This window comes from Puniceicoccus vermicola, assembly GCF_014230055.1.
GTDB classification, from domain to species: domain Bacteria; phylum Verrucomicrobiota; class Verrucomicrobiia; order Opitutales; family Puniceicoccaceae; genus Puniceicoccus; species Puniceicoccus vermicola.
This window is the reverse complement of sequence record NZ_JACHVA010000014.1, coordinates 1-18,119: the sequence shown is the minus strand read 5'-3', so window position 1 is coordinate 18,119 and position 18,119 is coordinate 1. Positions and strand designations below refer to the sequence as shown.

Here is an 18,119-nt window from a genome sequence, read left to right as displayed (position 1 = left end):
AGGAAGTCGTTGAAGTTGAGTTGGTTAGATAATTGAGTTTCGTCAAAATTTGTGAAGGATTCTGTAAATAGCTGATTGATATGAACTTTCTGAAAAGCGTTAACACTCAGAACTTGCAGAATCCGGGTCAAACTGTGGTCGAGGCAGAGAGTCTTTTTGAGACTGGCGACGAGAAGATAGGTGCAGATGGCGATCCAAATTTGGGTTCTGACGGCATTGTCCGAGGTTCCGAAGAAGGACTTGATCCGCAGGTTCTGTTTGATCCATTTGAAGAAAAGTTCGATCTGCCAGCGGCTCTTGTAGACCAAGGCGACGGTCAATGCTGGGATGGAAAAATTGTTGGAAAGGAATACCAAGTCCTTGCCAGTCTCCTCGTCGAAGAAACGAACTCGACGCAAAGCAATGGGATATCGTTCCTTGGACAGGGCTCCGCTCAGACCGATTGTTTGATCGCTGCGCAGACCTGTGATTTTGGCAACTCTGCGGGACTCCCGGACATAGCAGTCGAGGTTGCGTTTGGCACGGATAACGAAGAACGCTCCGGCCTGGCTGAGGCCGAAGAGTCGACCGAAGTCGAGGTATCCACGATCCATTACATAGATCGTTCCGGGAGAGACTGGCATTCGGTCGAGGAAAGACACATCGTGTTCCCGTCCCTTCGTAACGTCGATGAACAGCGGGATAGAGCCTTGAAGTTCGAACTGCGTGTGGATCTTTACCGCCGCTTTCGTGGAACGAAAGTCCGCCCAAGGGAAGAGAGTCAGGCAAAGATCGATGGTGCTCGAATCGACCGCGACGACCATGCCATCGAGACCCATCGGGTTCGTCTCGCCTGCCTAAAGTCTCCGCGTCCTTCGAATGAGGATATGAGCCATGGCTTCGTAGACGCGCCAGTCCCTCCATTGGTTGGCATATGCCAAATTGGTGCGGGTAATGTTGCCGCGAAACCCCATCGCGTAAGCGTTTTGATTCCCGCGCAAACAAGCCTCGATCTCGCGCAACCCCTCCCGGTAAGTCAACTGGGCAAAGACCATGGCAAGGAATTGGTCGCGTGCGGTAAATCCGCGACTGCTCTTGGGCATCGGGTAAAGCTTGATGCATCGGTCGAACTCCTTCCGGTCCAAGCCATCGGTAATCTGAGTAAAAACGAGCCTGCCAGCGTTCATCCGTTATTGAGAACGAATGCGACGGAAGGTCGCCAGCCGATTCAAATGCGTGACAACCTTTATCCTGTGTAAGACTCTTCAAATGAATCACTTGGAAAAATCGAAACCCCTCTTAACTGGACACTAGTGGTAGGGTATATAGGATTTTATAGTGCAGAAATTAAGTGAATAATAAAAAGCACAATGAGAGCAAAAAATTCATAATTGCAAGACCTAATGACTTTTTTTCAGTTGGGCTCCTTTTTCATAAAGGCACCAGATGCGTCGGAAGAACAGTGAAACCACAAAAAATGGACCACCCCAAAATATCGGGCAACCTTGCTCAGTCGTGACTTGACTACGGTGCACGGCCACTAAGGCGCGCCAGACTGCCTGGCGCACTCCGAGCAGACTTAGCTGATTACTGATCCTTCTTCTCTCCCTGTTCGTGTGCTTCAAACTTTGCTTTATCCGCCAAAGAAACGTGCCCCTCAACCATACCATTGTCCAATGGATTGTCGATACGGGCCGCCAAATCGCGGAATAGCTTTCGGAGATCAATCACGCCACCAATAAGGAACCAGAAAGTCGACACGATACCCAATATTGCAGTGACCAATAAGCTGGTTATATAGAAATAGTTGCTCCACCACTCATCCGGCCATGGGGAGATCAAATTCCAGATAAAGACACAGACGAAACAGAAGAAGAATTTGTAGACGATCGCATAGCCAAAGACCGACCAGGCAATGATCCGGTCACCCAGTGTGTATTCAGCATTGATCCCGATGAGACGAGAGAAGGTATTGCGTAGGCTCCATGCAACCTTAGGCTTGTGCTCGCCAGCCACGTCATATTCTCCGCGGTGCAGTAAGCGATCCAAATTGTAGGGCTCTTTCTGAGTTAACAGCGAACCAACGACATAAGCGGTAATCCCTGATATCATTGCCATGAAATACAATTCGTAAGAATTGATTGGAAATTTCACCGCACTCATTTCCCACATAACGTAGGGATTGAATGGGCTGGAAACCGTTTCCAGAAAATGACCAACCGAAACATGCCAACCATTCGATTCAAGCCAGGGATAGACAAGTTCCGCCCAGTTCCGTTGAAGAAATAAACCTGTCAGAGAAAGTCCCGAACCGAAGATCAACGCGCCAAAGGCACCGGTGGTCGTGCCGAAACGGCTATACAGTCCAAAAATCATGATCGGGCCCGCGCCCCCTAACCAAAGGGAGGTCATGATCGTGGTGAACATGATAATGTAATCGATCTGCACAAAGAAGATTGAAACGACAAAGAAAAAGACACAGACGCCCAATGAGGACAGGCGTAACCAGAGGACATGCTGCGCTGGGGTCAACGGCGTCTTTCTGAATGGCATGATGATATCCTGAATAATGGTCGAGGAGGCATTAAACACCCGCGAGTCATCCGTTGAGATCAATAACATCACCATGAGCAAACAGAAGAGTCCCATCAATCCAGTCGGTAAAAGGTTCTTCAAGGCAACCGGAAGCATCATCTGATGATAGAGCGTCCGAAACTCTTGAAACTGCCGGTTGCCCTCTGGCGTCCCTCCCAAGGTCTCACGAGCACCTTCGATATAGGGAGTGTCGATATTGCTTTCCTGAGATAGCGGTGGGTCGATGCCAATTTCGTGGCGGGGCACCGGAATCATTGAGAGTTTTGTATCTAACTGAGCCCGACGCCCCGCATCCGGCACCACTTCGTTCGCAACTTGATGAGTAAGTTCAGAACGAATTTCGTGTGCGGTATCGGAATAATCTTTATGCGTCATCAAAGCGATAATCATAACCGCAATCAAAAGCATCATCAGCGCAGAATACAACGAACGCCATGTTCCGAGAATACCGGCCATTTTTTGCTCATGCGGAGTCCGTCCGCTCGAAGTTGTATCGTTACCGATCCAACTGGCACGATTCATAATGCTTCCGAAAATCGTAACAAAGAGCGCGAAAATATTAAAGTCACGCAACTTCTCGATATCAAAGGGATTGATGAAGCTTTCACCATCCACTCGATCCATCATAACGGGTCCTATGGTGTCATGCCATCCGAAGTTCAGGAAGATATAACCGGCGATGATGACGAAGATCGGATAACTCATCAGACCTTGGAACGCGTCCGATATGAGTAGCGAAATCCGTCCGCCCGGCCAAAGAACCACCATACACAAGCACAGGGACATCGCGACCACCAAGCCAAAGGTCGGCAGAGCCAATCCAAAAATTTCAACTGAGTGCGGTAAGCCAATGAAATAAATGAAAAAGTTGGCCGCGACTGCCGGACCAATCGCATTGGTCACCATCTCGGCAAAGGTGCGAATGGTGGAGGCGACGATTCGGAGAGAGCGATTATAGCGCATCTCCAGGAACTGACCAATCGACAAAGAACGGGTCTCCCGAAACCGGTATACACAGTATCCGGTCAAGCCCATGATAATCCCGACCGGAACTGTTAAATACTCCCAGAAACTTAAGGCATAGCCGACTTGATATTTGGACTCAACCAGTGCCACCAGCGTAATCACACTCAATCCGGCGGTGAGGTCACCAGCCGAAATAACATAGCGGCCAGCCACACGCCCAGCCGCCAGAAAGTCGACAACGCCACGGACATATTTGCGGCTATATACCGCCAAAAACAGGATGATAGTGACAGGCACTACCGTAATGATCCAATCAACCCAGTGCATAGTTAGTAATTTCCCGAAAGGTCTCCCTGCGAAAAAAGGACCAGCTCAGAGCCATGAAACCGACCGACTCAACTCAGCTAAAAATGATGCTGGCAGTATGCTTGCGAGAACAAGCCGCTCTTAAAAATTCAATTCAAAGTGACACAATAATAAGGCGCCCCCGCCGTCAAAGCACTTAGACGGAGGGGGCTGCGCCTGGTTAAACTCAGAGTCTATTAGAGCTTATCAATTCTTCCGACGGCGCATAGCAACGCCAGCAGCTGCGAGCAGTCCAACAGCCAAAGCTGCATTCGGTTCAGGGATGGCAGCAGTGACGTTAAGACCTTCGAAATAGATATTTGTCCCACTTGTCCAATCTCCTAGACCGCCAGCACCATTCATCGCTCCCAAACTTAGACGGGAGACGGTTCCCTCAGAATAGTTGCTGAATGACCCGCCCTTATCGCTCAACCCAGTATCTGTGAATGTCGCTCCAGATAGGGCAATTGTCCAATTCTTGTTTCCACCCGTTCCATCCAGCCCCCAGGTCAAGTTGGAAGGCATCGCACTGATCTCGTATTCACCGATCGTTGAACCGTTACCACCTCCATAATCAACAAGTTTCAAAAGGAAATCACTGGTGCGCTGGGAAATGCTTAAAACTAGAGCTCCCGTGCCCATATCGAAATTGGACGTGCTAGGGTAGTAATTCCCCAAACTGTCTGTATCCGCCTCACCGATAATCGCAAAAAACTGGCTCTCCGCATCATTAAGGGGCGGATTGCTAATCATATCGAAGGACACGCTGACCTCTAATGCAGAATCAAATGGATTAATATCCGTTTGATTCGAAGTAAAGAAACTGTATTGCGATGGATTTGGACTCGTGACTTGAGTTCGAACGACATAACGCGAGCCATTCCATACCCGAGCAGGGTTGGAAGCCCCCCCACTGCTCGTACCAGTCCACGTGCTAGTATTGAATGACGTGAAACTGTCATCGATCAGAGTGGTTTGAGCGCTGAGTTGAGATATCGAAGCTGCCACGACTACGGCGCCAGCTGTGACTGCGAGTTTGTTGATCTTCATGTATCTATTGTTGGGGATTAGTGGTTGGAATTTGTAACTTTGAAAAACGGCACGACTATTCCTCTGGAAAAACGGATTCCAAACGCGGATCGACGAAGTCGTAGAAAAAGATTTCATCCACTTCACCGACCAAGATTTCACCGTTCACAGGGTTAAATTCCCGGAAAGCTTGCCACTCCCTTCCGCAGGCCAGAATCCTTCGATTGTCGATCCAATCGCCGAGCTCGAGCCGTCCCGGAGTGTTGACAAAGAGACGCACACGGGGAGTCGATTCGAAGTCCGACTGATCCATGGCGAAAGCGGCGATTACATAACGTTGATCCAGATCGTCCGGAATGAACGTCAGGTTTGCACCCTCAAATACTCCTGCACCAACATAGAGACACCAAGCCGGCTCATCCACAATCATCGAACCCTGCTCCCAATCCAATTGAATCAGATCAGGGTCAGGAGAAAAACGGGGATCCTCCATGCGAACGCCTTCAAAAAGCGAGCCATCGCGGTCAATGTTCGCCATCACCGGCGCAGGCATTCCGTCTCCCTGAACCGTGCTGTAGAGTTTGGCAAGAGCACGAACATCGGTCTCTGGAATATTCTGCCGCCAAATTAAAGAACTGGCTGCGAAGGGAATTAACCGGTCGGGCAAAGACGAGTATTTCTTATTAAACCCAAACCAGTGCTCCCAATAGCTTTCATCGTCAAAATAGATCCAAGCCATCTGCCCATCGGCTCCCAGCACACGAGCGAATACGCTATGCACCGGATAAATTTCACCAGGATTTCCTGAATCCAGGTGCGCACTGTATTCAGTGATATCAAAGGCATTCACTGTCCCATCCGGCGAAACTCTCCCCGTGAGCAGACTCTTGATCATAAGTTGCCCAAAATCTTTGAGAGGTGACAAGTTATAGTTTTGGGCGGGCACCCGACGATAGGATAAATGAGGCCAATAATGCTGCAGGTTCATCAAATCGAGCTCACTGTGGGCAGCCTCACGTATGCCGGCGGAGCCGCGAATCCATGCATTGTCAGAAATCAAGTGATTCTCATCGCCGACTTCTTCACGAATGAAATCTTTCATCAGTCGATAATGTCGAGCCAGCAGGTAATCGGCAAAAGCAGTTGCATCGACCTCCCGAACAGTCGCTTTCTCATTTGGATGCTGCGGCACGGGATAGAAAGGGTTGGTCACTGCAACGGTCTCTTTGAAGGGATCCTCGTCCGCAAGCAGCTCCGCTCCCCAAGCATCCCCCAATTCTTCTCGGCTCGAGTATCTTTCGGACAAATACTGATTCCAAAGCGGCTTGATCTGCTCACGAGTCTCAGCGCTCATTTTTGACCAGCCTCGCTGCCCCTCCATTCGCTTGCCGGCCCATGCTCGGCTATATACCGGCATCTCATTTCCAAGCTGCAGGGCCATAATTGCCGGTTCGTCCTTGTAGGCGATTCCGGTGTAAGGATTCACGTGAGTCAGGAGCCTATACATGTATTGCTTGCGCAAGTCCAAAACGCCTTCGTTCAGCATCTCATCTTCGAGGCTGATCTCTTTATCGTAGATGCCTCGCTTGACTGCCGACATCGTCATGTTCAAGTGAATGTAGATACCTCTTTCTTTCGCCAGTGCGATGAAGCGGTCCATGTTATCAAGGACAGTTTCATCCAAGGTGCCTCCACCATTTCTCTGAATGACATTGGGGAATAATTGCACACGGATTTGATTGACTCCAAGCGCACGCACGTCGTCGAGCATGGTCACCATTTCTTCCGGCGTTGCATCTAGACTATTTGCGAACCGGCGGTGAGCGATGCCGTAAAAGTCAGCAGGCGTGCCGTCCTCAAACATCAGCCGCTTCGTTTCAGGGTTCACCTGGACAAAACCATGTTTGCCAGCGGGTGCATCAACCAGTGAAGCCAGTGTCGGTTGCCGTGTCTCCGACCACTTCATATTTCTCAAGTAATCAATCGCCTCTCTCAGGTCTTGGGTTGTTGCCTCAACCCCGGCCATTGATTCCTTGTCAATGGTTTCGACGGTTATCGACTCCAAAGTGAAACGACTCCCCTGAGGGGGGCAGTCTCCGCCGTAGTTGACACTGCCTAAGGAAATGCGCGAATCCGATCCGTCTATAAATTGGTTGAACGAACCCTCCTCGCGAATCCGGAAACGATTCTGTCCATCCCCCGTAAAACCCAGAGCATCCACGGACCACCGCCTATCGGTCCCCGACCCATCAATCGTCCAGTTTATATCGGTTGGCAACCCAGGGAGCTCGAACGAAACCCGCGACCTGTCGGCACCATAGTCCACGACATCGAGAATAACCTCTGATTGCTTAACGTGTACGAGCAATGCAAGAGCACCATGCTCCCGGTTGAAACGAACGGATTTTTCATCTGCGGCTGGATACAAAAGACCGCTCGCATCAGTCGCACCCACCATAACGTAGAATGTCGATGCCCCCGGCCCCGCCGAAGCTTCGCCCTTCATATCCAAACCTTGTAGACGCAACTGGACCGGACCCTGAAACGGGTCGATGTCGGATTGCCGGGAAGTGACCCCGACCCTTTGGTCTGCCTGATCACTCGAAACGACCAATCGCAATTTATGCTTCCATACCGATACGGGTGGATAGGTCCCGCTCGTTCGATCGACACTCCAGAGGGCCTCGTCCAAATTTTTGGTTTCGCTGAAACGATCTTCGAGTAGCACCGAGGACGCCTGCAGCGAACAAACGATAAAAACCATCGTCAAGAAGGATACTTTGTAAATAGCGTTCATCAGGTTCTTCATCTAAAGTTATTGAATTGTAAGTCGGTATGATTCAGCTCATCGCCCATTCCAAAAAAGGCTTCGCACCTCCGCATCGACACTGTCACTCCCGCCTGGCAAGCGTCCATCAGTTGCCGGGATCTCACGAACTGAACCATCCAAAAACAGCACAAACACATCGGTCCCGTCAGCGGGTATCACAACGTTCGACCCTGGATTTGGAGTAGCCGAGAATTTCCAACTGGTTTCGTTGGAATGGTAAAAAGAGTTGAAGAGCAAGGCCGTTCCACTGGGATCAGCGCACTGAAAAATTTTGTCGACCCCCTCCCAGCGTTTCTTATTCGGGCGATCGCCAATGTGATTATTCATGGCATAAGACGTCACCTTGCCGACATTTCCGGAAGCATCCCTATTCACCATGAGAGGACAGAACATATATTCCTGGTCTTCTCCGAAGTTCAGCCCATATCCCTCCAGTTGCTGCATCCAAGATATATACTTTGTCGCATCCCATGCCGTAGGGATAGAACCGTCCCGCTCCTGGGCGTAGAGTGCGGCAGCTGCACCGATATGTTTCATGTTCGCAATCGAATTAGCACTGCGCGCCTTCTTAAGGACACCGAAAGATACGGGCATGAGAATCGAGAGAAGAATCGCAAGTGTTGCTACCGCGACAAGAAGCTCTACCAGAGTAAATGCCTCTTTCGATCTGGAGGTGTAGATTTTGCAATGGGTTGGCACGGGGATCGGGGGGGGGGTTAAACGATGAGGAGGTCGGGGGACCTTTGAGGATGAAAAAAGGGTGCGGCAAAATCCGCACTTTGTAAAGATTATTTTTTTCGAAATTTCTGCACTATTAAAATTTTTACGAGCACTTTAGGCGAGATGCCTCCATCCTCCCGGGCGGGAAAAGAAATGCGGTCAGCACGGTATTGCGCACGACTCCCGCACAAATCAGCGACGGAGAGAGCTCGCCGAATAACCATAATTCAGGATTGATTTCCACTCACTACAGACGAGGATTTTTGCAATGGCCCGAAAAGACCCTACCCATAAGCCGAAGTGGAAATGGCAAAAAACCCGCACTGGACGAGTAGCCGACACCCTGCGCTCAGAGGTCACCTCCGGAATTCTGCGAGAGGGTGAAAAACTGCCGACCTACAATGAGCTATCCGAACGTTTTCAGGTCAGCCGATTCACGATCCAGAACGCGATCAACCAGCTTAAGAGCGAAGGCTTTTTACGCAGCGTCGAACGGGGAGGGCTTTTCGTTGGAGGAAAACCTCCACACCTACATCGCATTGCACTCGTCTACCAGCAATCTCCTGAAAATGAGTCCTGGCCACGCTTCAATCAACTCTTGGACACATCGGCACCATCCGTTTTCAAAGAACACCAACGCTATAGCTTCAAGCGATACTATAACGTCAATCGACAAAAAGGCACCGATGGATGGAAACAACTGAAAGACGATATCCGCCATCGCCGCCTGGCAGGTGTCATAGCATCCCTGGAAGCTGTAGAGATCTTTGCGGATCAGATCTTTCGACAGACAACCATGCCCTTGACTTCGCTTTTCGTGCCTGACGATCATTTCGGGATACACCCGAACATCGCTATGTTCAATTCTTCCTACGACCTATTCGTTGAGAAGGCTTTGAACCGTTTCCAGGATCACCATACCACACGCCTCGCTTGGCTCACGATCCCCCCCGTCCGTTACGGCTTCGATTATTTTCATGCCAAAGGTTTTGAATTGTTCGACTATTGGCTCTACCAACTTCCCCGCTCTCCACTCGATCTCTCCCGAAAAATCACACGCCTGCTGCTTGAGGCGCCGCGATCAAAACGCCCGAATGCTCTTATGATTGCCGACGAGAACCTCGCAGCCGGAGCTCTGCAAGCGATTCAAGAAAGCGGCCTGCGACCCGGAAAAGATATCTCCGTCGTCGCCCACATGAACTGGCCGGCTTCGAGCAAATATCTTGACCCAAACGTGCACTGGCTCGGATACCACGTGGAAGATACACTTGCCCAGGCTCTGAATTCTCTAAACAAAACCGAGAAATTGAAAAAAGGGGCTCATTATCGAATGTCCCCGCAGTTCATTGACGAACTGCGCGGATAGCCCCTCAAGTAGATCATCGTCCCCGAGCCTACCCACGGCCAGGTTCTCAGGCCAAAAATTTTAGGCTTGCTCTGTATTGATTATTCTTCTATTTAATTCTGCACTATACATCCGGACAAACCACTCCCTTCCGCATGAAAACCCGACCCAACCTAGTCATTTTTATCCCCGATCAATGGAGAGGCGATGTGATGGGCCATTCAGGAAACCCCGCAGCGGTCACCCCAAACCTCGACCGCCTGGTTTCCGAGGAGGCAATATCTTTTTCCCATGCCTTCTGCCAAAACCCTGTGTGCACACCGAGCAGATGCTCTTTCATGACTGGATGGTACCCTCACACCCGAGGACATCGCAGTATGAATTATCCTCTAACACGCGATGAACCCTGCCTACTGCGCGAACTGAAGAACGCGGGCTACTATATCTGGTGGGGAGGTAAGAACGATCTAATGACAGACGAAAATGCCTTTTCAGAGCTATGCGATGAACGGCATGTTCCAGAAGAAACCCATAAAAATCTTCATGTGGACCAGTCATGGAGAAAAGGAACACCGCAAAACCCTGATTATTCATTCTATGCTGGCGAACTGAAGAAAAACGAAGGTGAAGATGTTTACCTAGATAGCGACTGGTCCCATGTCTTGACAGCCCAGAATTTCATAGAAAACTACAACGACAGCAGGCCATTCTGCGTCTTCCTGTCACTTCAGTACCCTCATCCACCCTACGGAGTCGAGCAACCTTACTACGGTTCGGTACCGCAAAGCCAAATCCCCCCTAGGATTACCGCAGAATCCACCAGTGGAAAGCCACGCATGCACGGTCAACTGTTAGAAAACTTGGGACTTTCCCATCAATCTGAAGAATGGTGGACCGAATTAAGAGCAACCTACTACGAGATGTGCGCGCGCGTTGATGATCAGGCGGGGATACTCTTAAAAGCATTGAAGCAATCCGGACAATACGACGAGAGCGCCTTCTTTCTATTCTCTGATCATGGAGACTTTGCCGGCGACTACGGCCTCGTCGAAAAGGCACAAAACTTAATGGAGGATTGCCTGGTTCGAGTGCCATTAATCATCAAGCCACCCGCACAAACAAAGAGTCAGTCCGGCATATGCAATGCACTTGTCGAGTTAGTCGACTTTCCGGCGACTGTCTACGACATGGTTGGCATTCAACCTCAATACACACATTTTGGCCGTTCGCTTCTTCCATTACTGAAAGACCCATCGGCCGAACACAGAGATGCTGTCTTCACAGAAGGAGGCCGCTGCGAGAACGAACCCCACTGTGCCGAGTCAGATGATTTAGATGATCCGATCAACTTATATGCGCCGCGCGTTCGTATCCAAACCGAAGATCCTACGGCACACGGAAAGGCTATAATGTGCCGCACTCATCGATTCAAATTAATCATGCGACTCTACGAAAGCGATGAGTTTTATGATCTAGAAAAGGACCCCAACGAGTGCATGAATCGAATCAATGAGCCGGGGTATGATTCCGAGCGAAACGACCTATATGGACGCATTCTGCGTCACCTCTTCGAGACGGCTGACATCGTCCCTCAAACGACGCATGCCCGCGACATTCCCAAATCGCACTTTCCATCGGGTAATGCAATATCCCGCCAATTGACTACCTGCCCCTGAGCCTCAACCCCCTCTTTCCCCCGATAGGCACCCCACACCTCTAATTGAATACATTTATCACCACTCTAAAATCATCATGACAACAGTCGACACCAAACCCCTAAAACGTATCACCAATAACCCGATTCTCAGCGAAGATGACATCCCCTGGGATTGCATGTCCGTCTTCAATGCCGGCGTCTGTAAATGGGAGGGGAAATACAAAATGCTCTTCCGCACGGATAGCGGCAGTAAAGAGAAGCCGAATGCCCGTATGACTCGTATAGGCCTCGCTAGCAGTGACGATGGCTACACTTGGACGGTCGACGAAGAGCCGGTCTTTGATCAGGACAAAATGCGATCATGGCTGAAAGGCGAGTATGCCGCACGCTTCGGCGACGAAGAACTCGTCCGAATATATGACCCCCGCATTACCGTCATCGATGGTGAGATTTACCTCTGCTTTGCACTCGACACCGCCCATGGCATCCGAGGCGGAGTGGCTCGCAGCACAGACTTCCGAAACTGGACGCTTCTGCATATCTCTCTTCCGGAAAACCGTAACATGGTGCTTTTCCCCGAACGCGTTAATGGGAAAATAGTGCGCCTAGACCGCCCTTTCCCACTCTACTTTAGAACAAAAGAATCTTTTGATATTTGGATCAGCGAATCTCCCGATGGCTACCACTGGGGTAACCACAAGCTGTTACTTGGGGCGGAGGAAGCCGAATGCGGAAACGCGAAAATCGGTCCCGGCGCACCCCCAATCAAAACGGAGAAAGGATGGCTCACAACCTTCCACGCGGTCACCCATAATCCGGATCGCAACCTCGGAACCTGGGCGCACCATGGCGAATGGTATAAAGAGTATGTAGCTGGGCTCATGCTCCTCGACCTGGAGAATCCTTCCAAAATTATCGGCATGTCAAAGGAACCACTACTCAAGTCCGAAGCCCCCTACGAACTGGAAGGCTTCCGGGGTTCAGTGATATTCCCAGGCGGCTTCATCCTTGAAGACGACAACACCGTAAAGATGTATTACGGCGCAGCCGACACAGTTGTCGCATTGGCAGAAGGCAAACTGGAAGACCTGCTCGCCACCATACAGCCTTGGACCTAGTATCCGTAAAATAATCCGACCTGGATCAGCAACTTCAGGACATCACTACCCACAGCCTCCTGAAGTATGCAGGTCGACCAGCGCAGTTTCAGTTAGTATGACAATCTCAGAAATGTGGTCGATGATTGAAAACGATTCAGATCGTGGAGGGTTTTCGTCCACACAAGCATACCGCAACTTACAGGCCAGACGACCTCAATCAGTTGTCCTCTATGGCTGCAGCCTGACTGAACATGGTGAATGGACCAAGGCGTTTAGCTCTTGGTTTGAAACTCACTACCCGGATCTAGTCACTGTGCGGAACACATCTGGCTCAGGTAAGAACTCGGCATGGGCACTGGAACATTTGCAATCACGAGTTCTGGATCACAAACCCGACTTAGTCTTCATCGAGTTCGCTTACAACGACGCTCATGAGAAGTTCGACCTTTCCCTGGAAGAATCTGAAGGGAACTTGGAGAAAATACTGCAAGAGCTACGAGCGCAGAATCCTGAAATGACGATCGTCTTGCAAACGATGAACGTTGGCTGGGACGCGCCAAACGAAAACCGAAGCGCATCCGTTAGACCACAACTCTTAAAATACTACCAGCAATATCATCGTATCGCAGAGAAGCACGGACTACAGCTCATCGATCACACCAGCATCTGGGTAAAACTCAAAACAGAAGATCCAGAGACATTTCAGAAGTTCGTCCCAGACGGCAGCCACCCCAGCCCGGAGGCCAGCCTGCAAATCACCTGGCCTTCGATCCAAACCTGGCTCGAAAGCTACAAGTCAAACACCTCCCCCGCATGAACGACCGGCAATAGTATTTCTCTCCATAGTAAAGCCGCATGCTATAATTAAAACTGTTTCTGTCGAATACCCACGAATTCCGCGAACAAGATCCACCACCCTATACTTTTTATAAATCACCATGAAACTCGAACAAGTTGCCGCCATCACCTACACCATACGCGATCATTGCCAAACTGAGAGCGATTTCAGGAAAAGCATGTTCAAACTCGCTGAGATCGGGTATCGGGCAGTTCAAATCAGCACACGTCCACCGATCGAGGAAATGAAACCCTCTGCCATCCTCGAAGCCTGTAAGGACGCTGGCCTAACAATCTGCGCGACGCACGAACCGTCTAAAACAATTGTAGAGAACCCGGAAGCCTCGGTTGAAGTCCTACAGCGACTCAACTGCAAATACACGGCATTCCCACATCCAGGTGATATCGATTTAACCAACCTCGCTGAAATTGAAAACCTAGCAAAAAAGTTAGACCATGCAGGTAGCGTTTTCCGCAAGGCAGGCCAAATACTCACCTACCACAATCATGCGATCGAGTTGATTCACCTTCAGGATAAAACCGTCCTAGAGCATATTTACGAGAAGACGGACCCTGCCAACCTTATGGCAGAATTGGACACTTACTGGATTCATGCCGCGGGCTGCTGCATGCTTGACTGGAGCCAGAAACTGAAAGGTCGCCTACCGCTATTGCACCTAAAAGACATTGGCGTCCTCCAGAAGAACCAAATAGGAATGATGGAAATCGGAGCGGGTAATTTAGACTTCAAAGCGATTATCGCAGCTGCCGAGACGGCTGGATGCGAATGGTTTATTGTCGAGCAAGACCACTGCCCCGGAGATCCCTTTGATTCGCTAAGAAAGAGCTTCGACTACATCCGCTCTGAACTGGTTACCCGGTAGACCGGTTGCTTATACAGTAGGAATAAGATAAAAATCCCATCTATAGATATCATCCATTTCATCCGCAAACAACTCAGTTGAATTTCCCATTAAGAACCCGACTGATGAAACGCCCCACGCCATGCCCAAAATCCCGACCACACTTGCCATGCTGACACTCTGCGCCCTTGGCGCGACCGGATCCACCGCGGCCGAGAACAATCAGAAGCCTTCCCTGCCCTACCCGACCGTAACAGAGAACCTGATCATCTCGGGCGCTCCCGTCAAAATCGAGATCGCTCCGGTCTACGACAACAAGACCTGGGCCTTCACCACCCGCTGGGACGACAACAACCTCAATGCGCTCAACATGCAGGCCGCCATGGCCGAAATCGGTTTGAAGGGGTCCTTTTACCTCAACGGGTCGCGCGAGGACACTGCGGCAGCCTTTGCCCAGCAGCTCAGCACCTCTGGCACCAGTGTCGGCGGGCACACCACCAACCACCTTTACCTGACTACGGCCAACGCCAACACGGTCTTTGACGAAATCCTCTTTAACCGCATCGAACGGGAAAGCGAAACCGACACCACGCTCAACTCTTTCGCCTTCCCCTTTGGCCGCTTTCAGGAGCGGTCGGACCCCGCCGCGCTGAAGCGGATCACCCGGGCTTGGCTGAACAGTGGCTTCCACAGTAGCGTCTATGATCGGTTCATCCGGAGTAACCCGCATATGCCCGAGGGCTATGCCTCGACGGTGATTGAGGTCAAACCCGGCGACCGCAAGATCAATGCTGGCTCTTTCCGCAGACAGATGGACAAGGTGCTTTCCAATCCATCAGCCGCCCAAACGCACACACCGGTCATCAGCGTTGGCGTGCATCCCTGGCAGCCCGCAGCCGAGCTGGAGAAGTTCAAGTCACTGCTGGCCGAGTATATGGGCCGGGACGACTTCTGGTATGAGAACCAGACCAACATCAGCGCCTACCGCTTTCAGGCCCTGCACACGAGCATCGAACCCGTTACCGGGCAGACGGATGCCTACACCGTGACCCGCCCGCGCGCCTCGATCGCCGGAGCAGCCGTGCCACTCACTCTGGTATTAACCGGCCCGAAGCCAGGCAAGATCACCCTCAATAGTCAGGTGCCCGGCAGTCAGGCGCTATCGAGCCAGACTCTGAGCGTCACCCCTGGCCAGCAGCCCGACACCTGGCTGCTCAACCTGCCCTACCCCGCATACGAGCCGACCACCAGCAAGATTGACTGGCTGTCTTGCGGCCCGGGCTTTGCCGACACCCCGCACACCGCGAGCGAGTTTCCCGGCATCAAAGTGGAGCTGAAGCCCACCCAAAAGGGCGAATGGATCCTTCAGGTAACCAACGACAGCAAGACGGAACTCCGTAACGGCAGCATCATTCTACGCCTTCCCCCAGCCTATGCGCAGGGCGTCTATTACGCCGGTAAGCTCGACCTCAAGCCTAACGAAAGCATCTCCAAAACCTTTTCCGCCGAACTGGACAGCCACGAGCCGATCATGACCGACGGGGCCGAGTTTGCCGTAGCGCAGCTGGACTTCACCCAAGGCGGGGAAGCCTGCCGCCTCTACGCCGTCTACCGCGGCGAGGCCGACACCACGGCCCAAAACTGCGTGCGCGATGCCTTCGCCTCAGCAGGCCCCTTTACGCTCGACAGCATCGACCTACAGCAACTGGTGCCTTTCAGTGCCCCGGACGCAGCCCTCACCGCCATCGGTAACACGCCCGGAGCCAACTGGCGCATCAGTGACAGCGAGCAGCGCACCCGCTTTGCCCGCGACCGGGTCACCATCTCCAGCACTAAGCCCGCCTGGCGCCAGTTCGCGAAGCCCTTTAGCCGCAAGCCAAGCTTCATCCCTGTCGTAGCCGACTTTACGCTACCCAAGGCATCGACGGTCACCATCACGAGCGCCTTGAACATCGCCCTGGTCGCCATCGATGGCCAGGAGGTCACCCTCGAGGACAACGCCACCTCCGAACTCCCAGTCGGATCTCACCGCCTACTCCTGGTTTTCAATACCGGGAAAATGATCCCCTTCTGGTGTGACTACCCACAAGAACTCAAAGTCCTCGCCGACGGTAAGCCCGTATCCTGGCTGCCCGCTCCAAAGACGGAATGAAATCGGTTGTATTTCCAGACTCACTAAAAAGCCAGCTCGTCACCGGGATCGCGGAATCGGCCGCTCTCCTGCAGGCTTGCCCTGCCCCCTGATCCATGGCCCGCGACGAGGTCAAACCTCCCCCTCTAACATCACGTTAAATATGCAAACTTCAAATAAACCTCACTACTTCCAAGCCAGCTGGATCGAGCCGACTGACCTGTCACTCGAGGCAGACGTTGTCATTTACGGCGGCACCGCGGCGGGCGTCATCGCCGCCAAAGCTTTGGCGGAGCGCGGTCTCAGCGTCATCATCTTAAATCCGGCTCTCGTCCTTGGAGGAATGACTACCAGTGGTCTCGGCTGGACCGACTTCGGCCGCAAGGGCGTCATCGGAGGCATGTCTCGGCAGTTCTACAATGATCTTGGAAAGTATTATGGATTGGAGGGCACCGCATGGACCTTTGAACCCAAGGCCGCGCAAGCAGTCATTGACTCTTATGCCGCTCACCCACTCATCAGCGTCTATCACAAGCAGTTCCTGCAAAAAGTGGAAACTGATTCCGAACGGATTGTCAGCATTCACATGTTGGGCGGGCTACAGGCAAAAGCGGCTTATTTCATGGATTGCACCTACGAAGGTGACCTTTATGCCAAAGCGGGCGTGAGCTACACAGTCGGGCGTGAAGCCAACAGTGTCTATGGGGAAACTATCAACGGCGTCCAGGTTCGTCCGAAGCATCAGTTCAGCCACCCGGTTGACCCGTATGTAGTCGAAGGCGATCCAAGCAGCGGCGTGCTCCCCTGGATCAATGAAGCCGAACCCGATCCCGAAGGCTCCGGAGATCATAAGATCCAAGCTTACAATTTCCGGGTCTGCATGACCGATGATCCGGACCTAAAGGTTGATTGGGTTAAGCCCGAGAGCTTCCGTGAAATTGACCACGAACTAGCTCGACGCTGGTTCAATACCGACACGGACGAGTATAATGCGCATTTGCCCAACCCGAAGAACCGGAATCTTGATGACCCCGACTCCATTTTGAGAAAATTCGATGTAATGGATGCGCGCACGCCGAATGGGTATTTAAAAACAGATACCAACAACCACGGCCCGGTCTCCACAGATTTCATCGGCGCAAACTATGCCTGGCCGGAAGCGAGCTACGCCCAGCGCGAAGTCATTTTTCAAGAGCATGTCGACTACATCATGGGACACTTTTGGTTTATGGCCAATGATCCCTCCATTCCGGAAGTATACCGTAAAGGATATGCCCGTTTCGGCCTGCCGAAGGATGAATTCCCAGAAACCGGACACTGGCCACATCAACTGTATGTCCGTGAAGCACGCCGCATGGTCAGTGACTATGTTCTAACGGAAAAAGACACGCAACATATTCGCCAACCAGAGGATCCCGTTGCCATGGGCTCCTATGCGATGGATAGTCACAACTGCCAACGCTTTGTGAAAGATGGATGTGTCTATAATGAAGGCGATGTTCAACTACTCCCCAAAGCTCCCTACGGGATCAGCTACCGCTCCATCACACCGGCCAAGGGCGAATGCGAAAATCTATTCGTTCCGGTCTGCTTATCCGCATCACACATCGCATTTGGATCCATCCGCATGGAGCCGGTCTTTATGGCTCTCGGCGAAAGCGCTGCGATCGCGACCGACATGCTGATCGACCAAAAAGACGCGGTTCAATCGATTGATTATCC

Annotated in this window: 11 protein-coding genes and 1 pseudogene; 7 read left to right on the top strand and 5 right to left on the bottom strand. The window is 51.6% G+C overall.

Translation table 11 applies throughout. From position 1 onward, the window contains the following. From H5P30_RS00900 to H5P30_RS00880, 5 genes and pseudogenes are all read right to left on the bottom strand, one after another. Positions 1 to 1,166 (bottom strand): annotated as a pseudogene (locus tag H5P30_RS00900) (IS4 family transposase); the annotation flags it as partial. 400 nt (positions 1,167 to 1,566) lie between these two features. Continuing rightward, positions 1,567 to 3,867 (bottom strand): sodium:solute symporter family protein, encoded by a 2,301-nt coding sequence (locus H5P30_RS00895; RefSeq protein ID WP_185691082.1) that lies wholly within the window; start codon positions 3,865 to 3,867, stop codon positions 1,567 to 1,569. Positions 3,868 to 4,092: 225 nt separating this feature from the next. Continuing rightward, on the bottom strand, positions 4,093 to 4,935 hold the full coding sequence (locus tag H5P30_RS00890) for a PEP-CTERM sorting domain-containing protein (protein ID WP_185691081.1): 843 nt from the start codon (positions 4,933 to 4,935) through the stop codon (positions 4,093 to 4,095). A 55-nt stretch (positions 4,936 to 4,990) separates the two neighbouring features. Next, a complete protein-coding gene (locus H5P30_RS00885; RefSeq protein ID WP_185691080.1) occupies positions 4,991 to 7,711 on the bottom strand; it encodes a cellulase family glycosylhydrolase in 2,721 nt (906 codons plus the stop codon). Between the two features lie 48 nt (positions 7,712 to 7,759). Further along, positions 7,760 to 8,338, bottom strand: coding sequence for a hypothetical protein (locus H5P30_RS00880; RefSeq protein ID WP_246459136.1), 579 nt, complete (start codon positions 8,336 to 8,338; stop codon positions 7,760 to 7,762). A 394-nt stretch (positions 8,339 to 8,732) separates the two neighbouring features. On the opposite strand from H5P30_RS00880, the gene H5P30_RS00875 reads away from it, so the two are divergent. From H5P30_RS00875 to H5P30_RS00845, 7 genes are all read left to right on the top strand, one after another. Further along, positions 8,733 to 9,830 carry a GntR family transcriptional regulator gene (locus tag H5P30_RS00875; protein ID WP_185691078.1) on the top strand — a complete coding sequence of 366 codons (1,098 nt, stop codon included), beginning with the start codon at positions 8,733 to 8,735 and terminating at the stop codon, positions 9,828 to 9,830. 134 nt (positions 9,831 to 9,964) lie between these two features. Then, positions 9,965 to 11,485, top strand: coding sequence for a sulfatase family protein (locus H5P30_RS00870; RefSeq protein WP_185691077.1), 1,521 nt, complete (start codon positions 9,965 to 9,967; stop codon positions 11,483 to 11,485). 76 nt (positions 11,486 to 11,561) lie between these two features. Further along, positions 11,562 to 12,584 carry a glycoside hydrolase family 130 protein gene (locus tag H5P30_RS00865; RefSeq protein WP_185691076.1) on the top strand — a complete coding sequence of 341 codons (1,023 nt, stop codon included), beginning with the start codon at positions 11,562 to 11,564 and terminating at the stop codon, positions 12,582 to 12,584. 121 nt (positions 12,585 to 12,705) lie between these two features. Beyond that, positions 12,706 to 13,383, top strand: a complete 678-nt coding sequence (locus H5P30_RS00860; protein WP_185691075.1) for an SGNH/GDSL hydrolase family protein — start codon at positions 12,706 to 12,708, stop codon at positions 13,381 to 13,383. A gap of 121 nt (positions 13,384 to 13,504) precedes the next feature. Then, a complete protein-coding gene (locus tag H5P30_RS00855; protein ID WP_185691074.1) occupies positions 13,505 to 14,287 on the top strand; it encodes a sugar phosphate isomerase/epimerase family protein in 783 nt (260 codons plus the stop codon). A gap of 121 nt (positions 14,288 to 14,408) precedes the next feature. Then, complete coding sequence (locus H5P30_RS00850; protein WP_185691073.1) at positions 14,409 to 16,418, top strand: polysaccharide deacetylase family protein; 2,010 nt, start codon at positions 14,409 to 14,411, stop codon at positions 16,416 to 16,418. 142 nt (positions 16,419 to 16,560) lie between these two features. Beyond that, positions 16,561 to 18,119: FAD-dependent oxidoreductase (locus tag H5P30_RS00845; protein WP_185691072.1), on the top strand; the 1,559-nt coding region annotated here is incomplete at its 3' end.

Coding starts and splice junctions, on each gene's coding strand:
- H5P30_RS00895 (WP_185691082.1), bottom strand. CDS start 3,867: ATGCACTGGGTTGATTGGATCATTACGGTAGTGCCTGTCACTATCATC.
- H5P30_RS00890 (WP_185691081.1), bottom strand. CDS start 4,935: ATGAAGATCAACAAACTCGCAGTCACAGCTGGCGCCGTAGTCGTGGCA.
- H5P30_RS00885 (WP_185691080.1), bottom strand. CDS start 7,711: ATGAACGCTATTTACAAAGTATCCTTCTTGACGATGGTTTTTATCGTT.
- H5P30_RS00880 (WP_246459136.1), bottom strand. CDS start 8,338: ATGCCCGTATCTTTCGGTGTCCTTAAGAAGGCGCGCAGTGCTAATTCG.
- H5P30_RS00875 (WP_185691078.1), top strand. CDS start 8,733: ATGGCCCGAAAAGACCCTACCCATAAGCCGAAGTGGAAATGGCAAAAA.
- H5P30_RS00870 (WP_185691077.1), top strand. CDS start 9,965: ATGAAAACCCGACCCAACCTAGTCATTTTTATCCCCGATCAATGGAGA.
- H5P30_RS00865 (WP_185691076.1), top strand. CDS start 11,562: ATGACAACAGTCGACACCAAACCCCTAAAACGTATCACCAATAACCCG.
- H5P30_RS00860 (WP_185691075.1), top strand. CDS start 12,706: ATGATTGAAAACGATTCAGATCGTGGAGGGTTTTCGTCCACACAAGCA.
- H5P30_RS00855 (WP_185691074.1), top strand. CDS start 13,505: ATGAAACTCGAACAAGTTGCCGCCATCACCTACACCATACGCGATCAT.
- H5P30_RS00850 (WP_185691073.1), top strand. CDS start 14,409: ATGCCCAAAATCCCGACCACACTTGCCATGCTGACACTCTGCGCCCTT.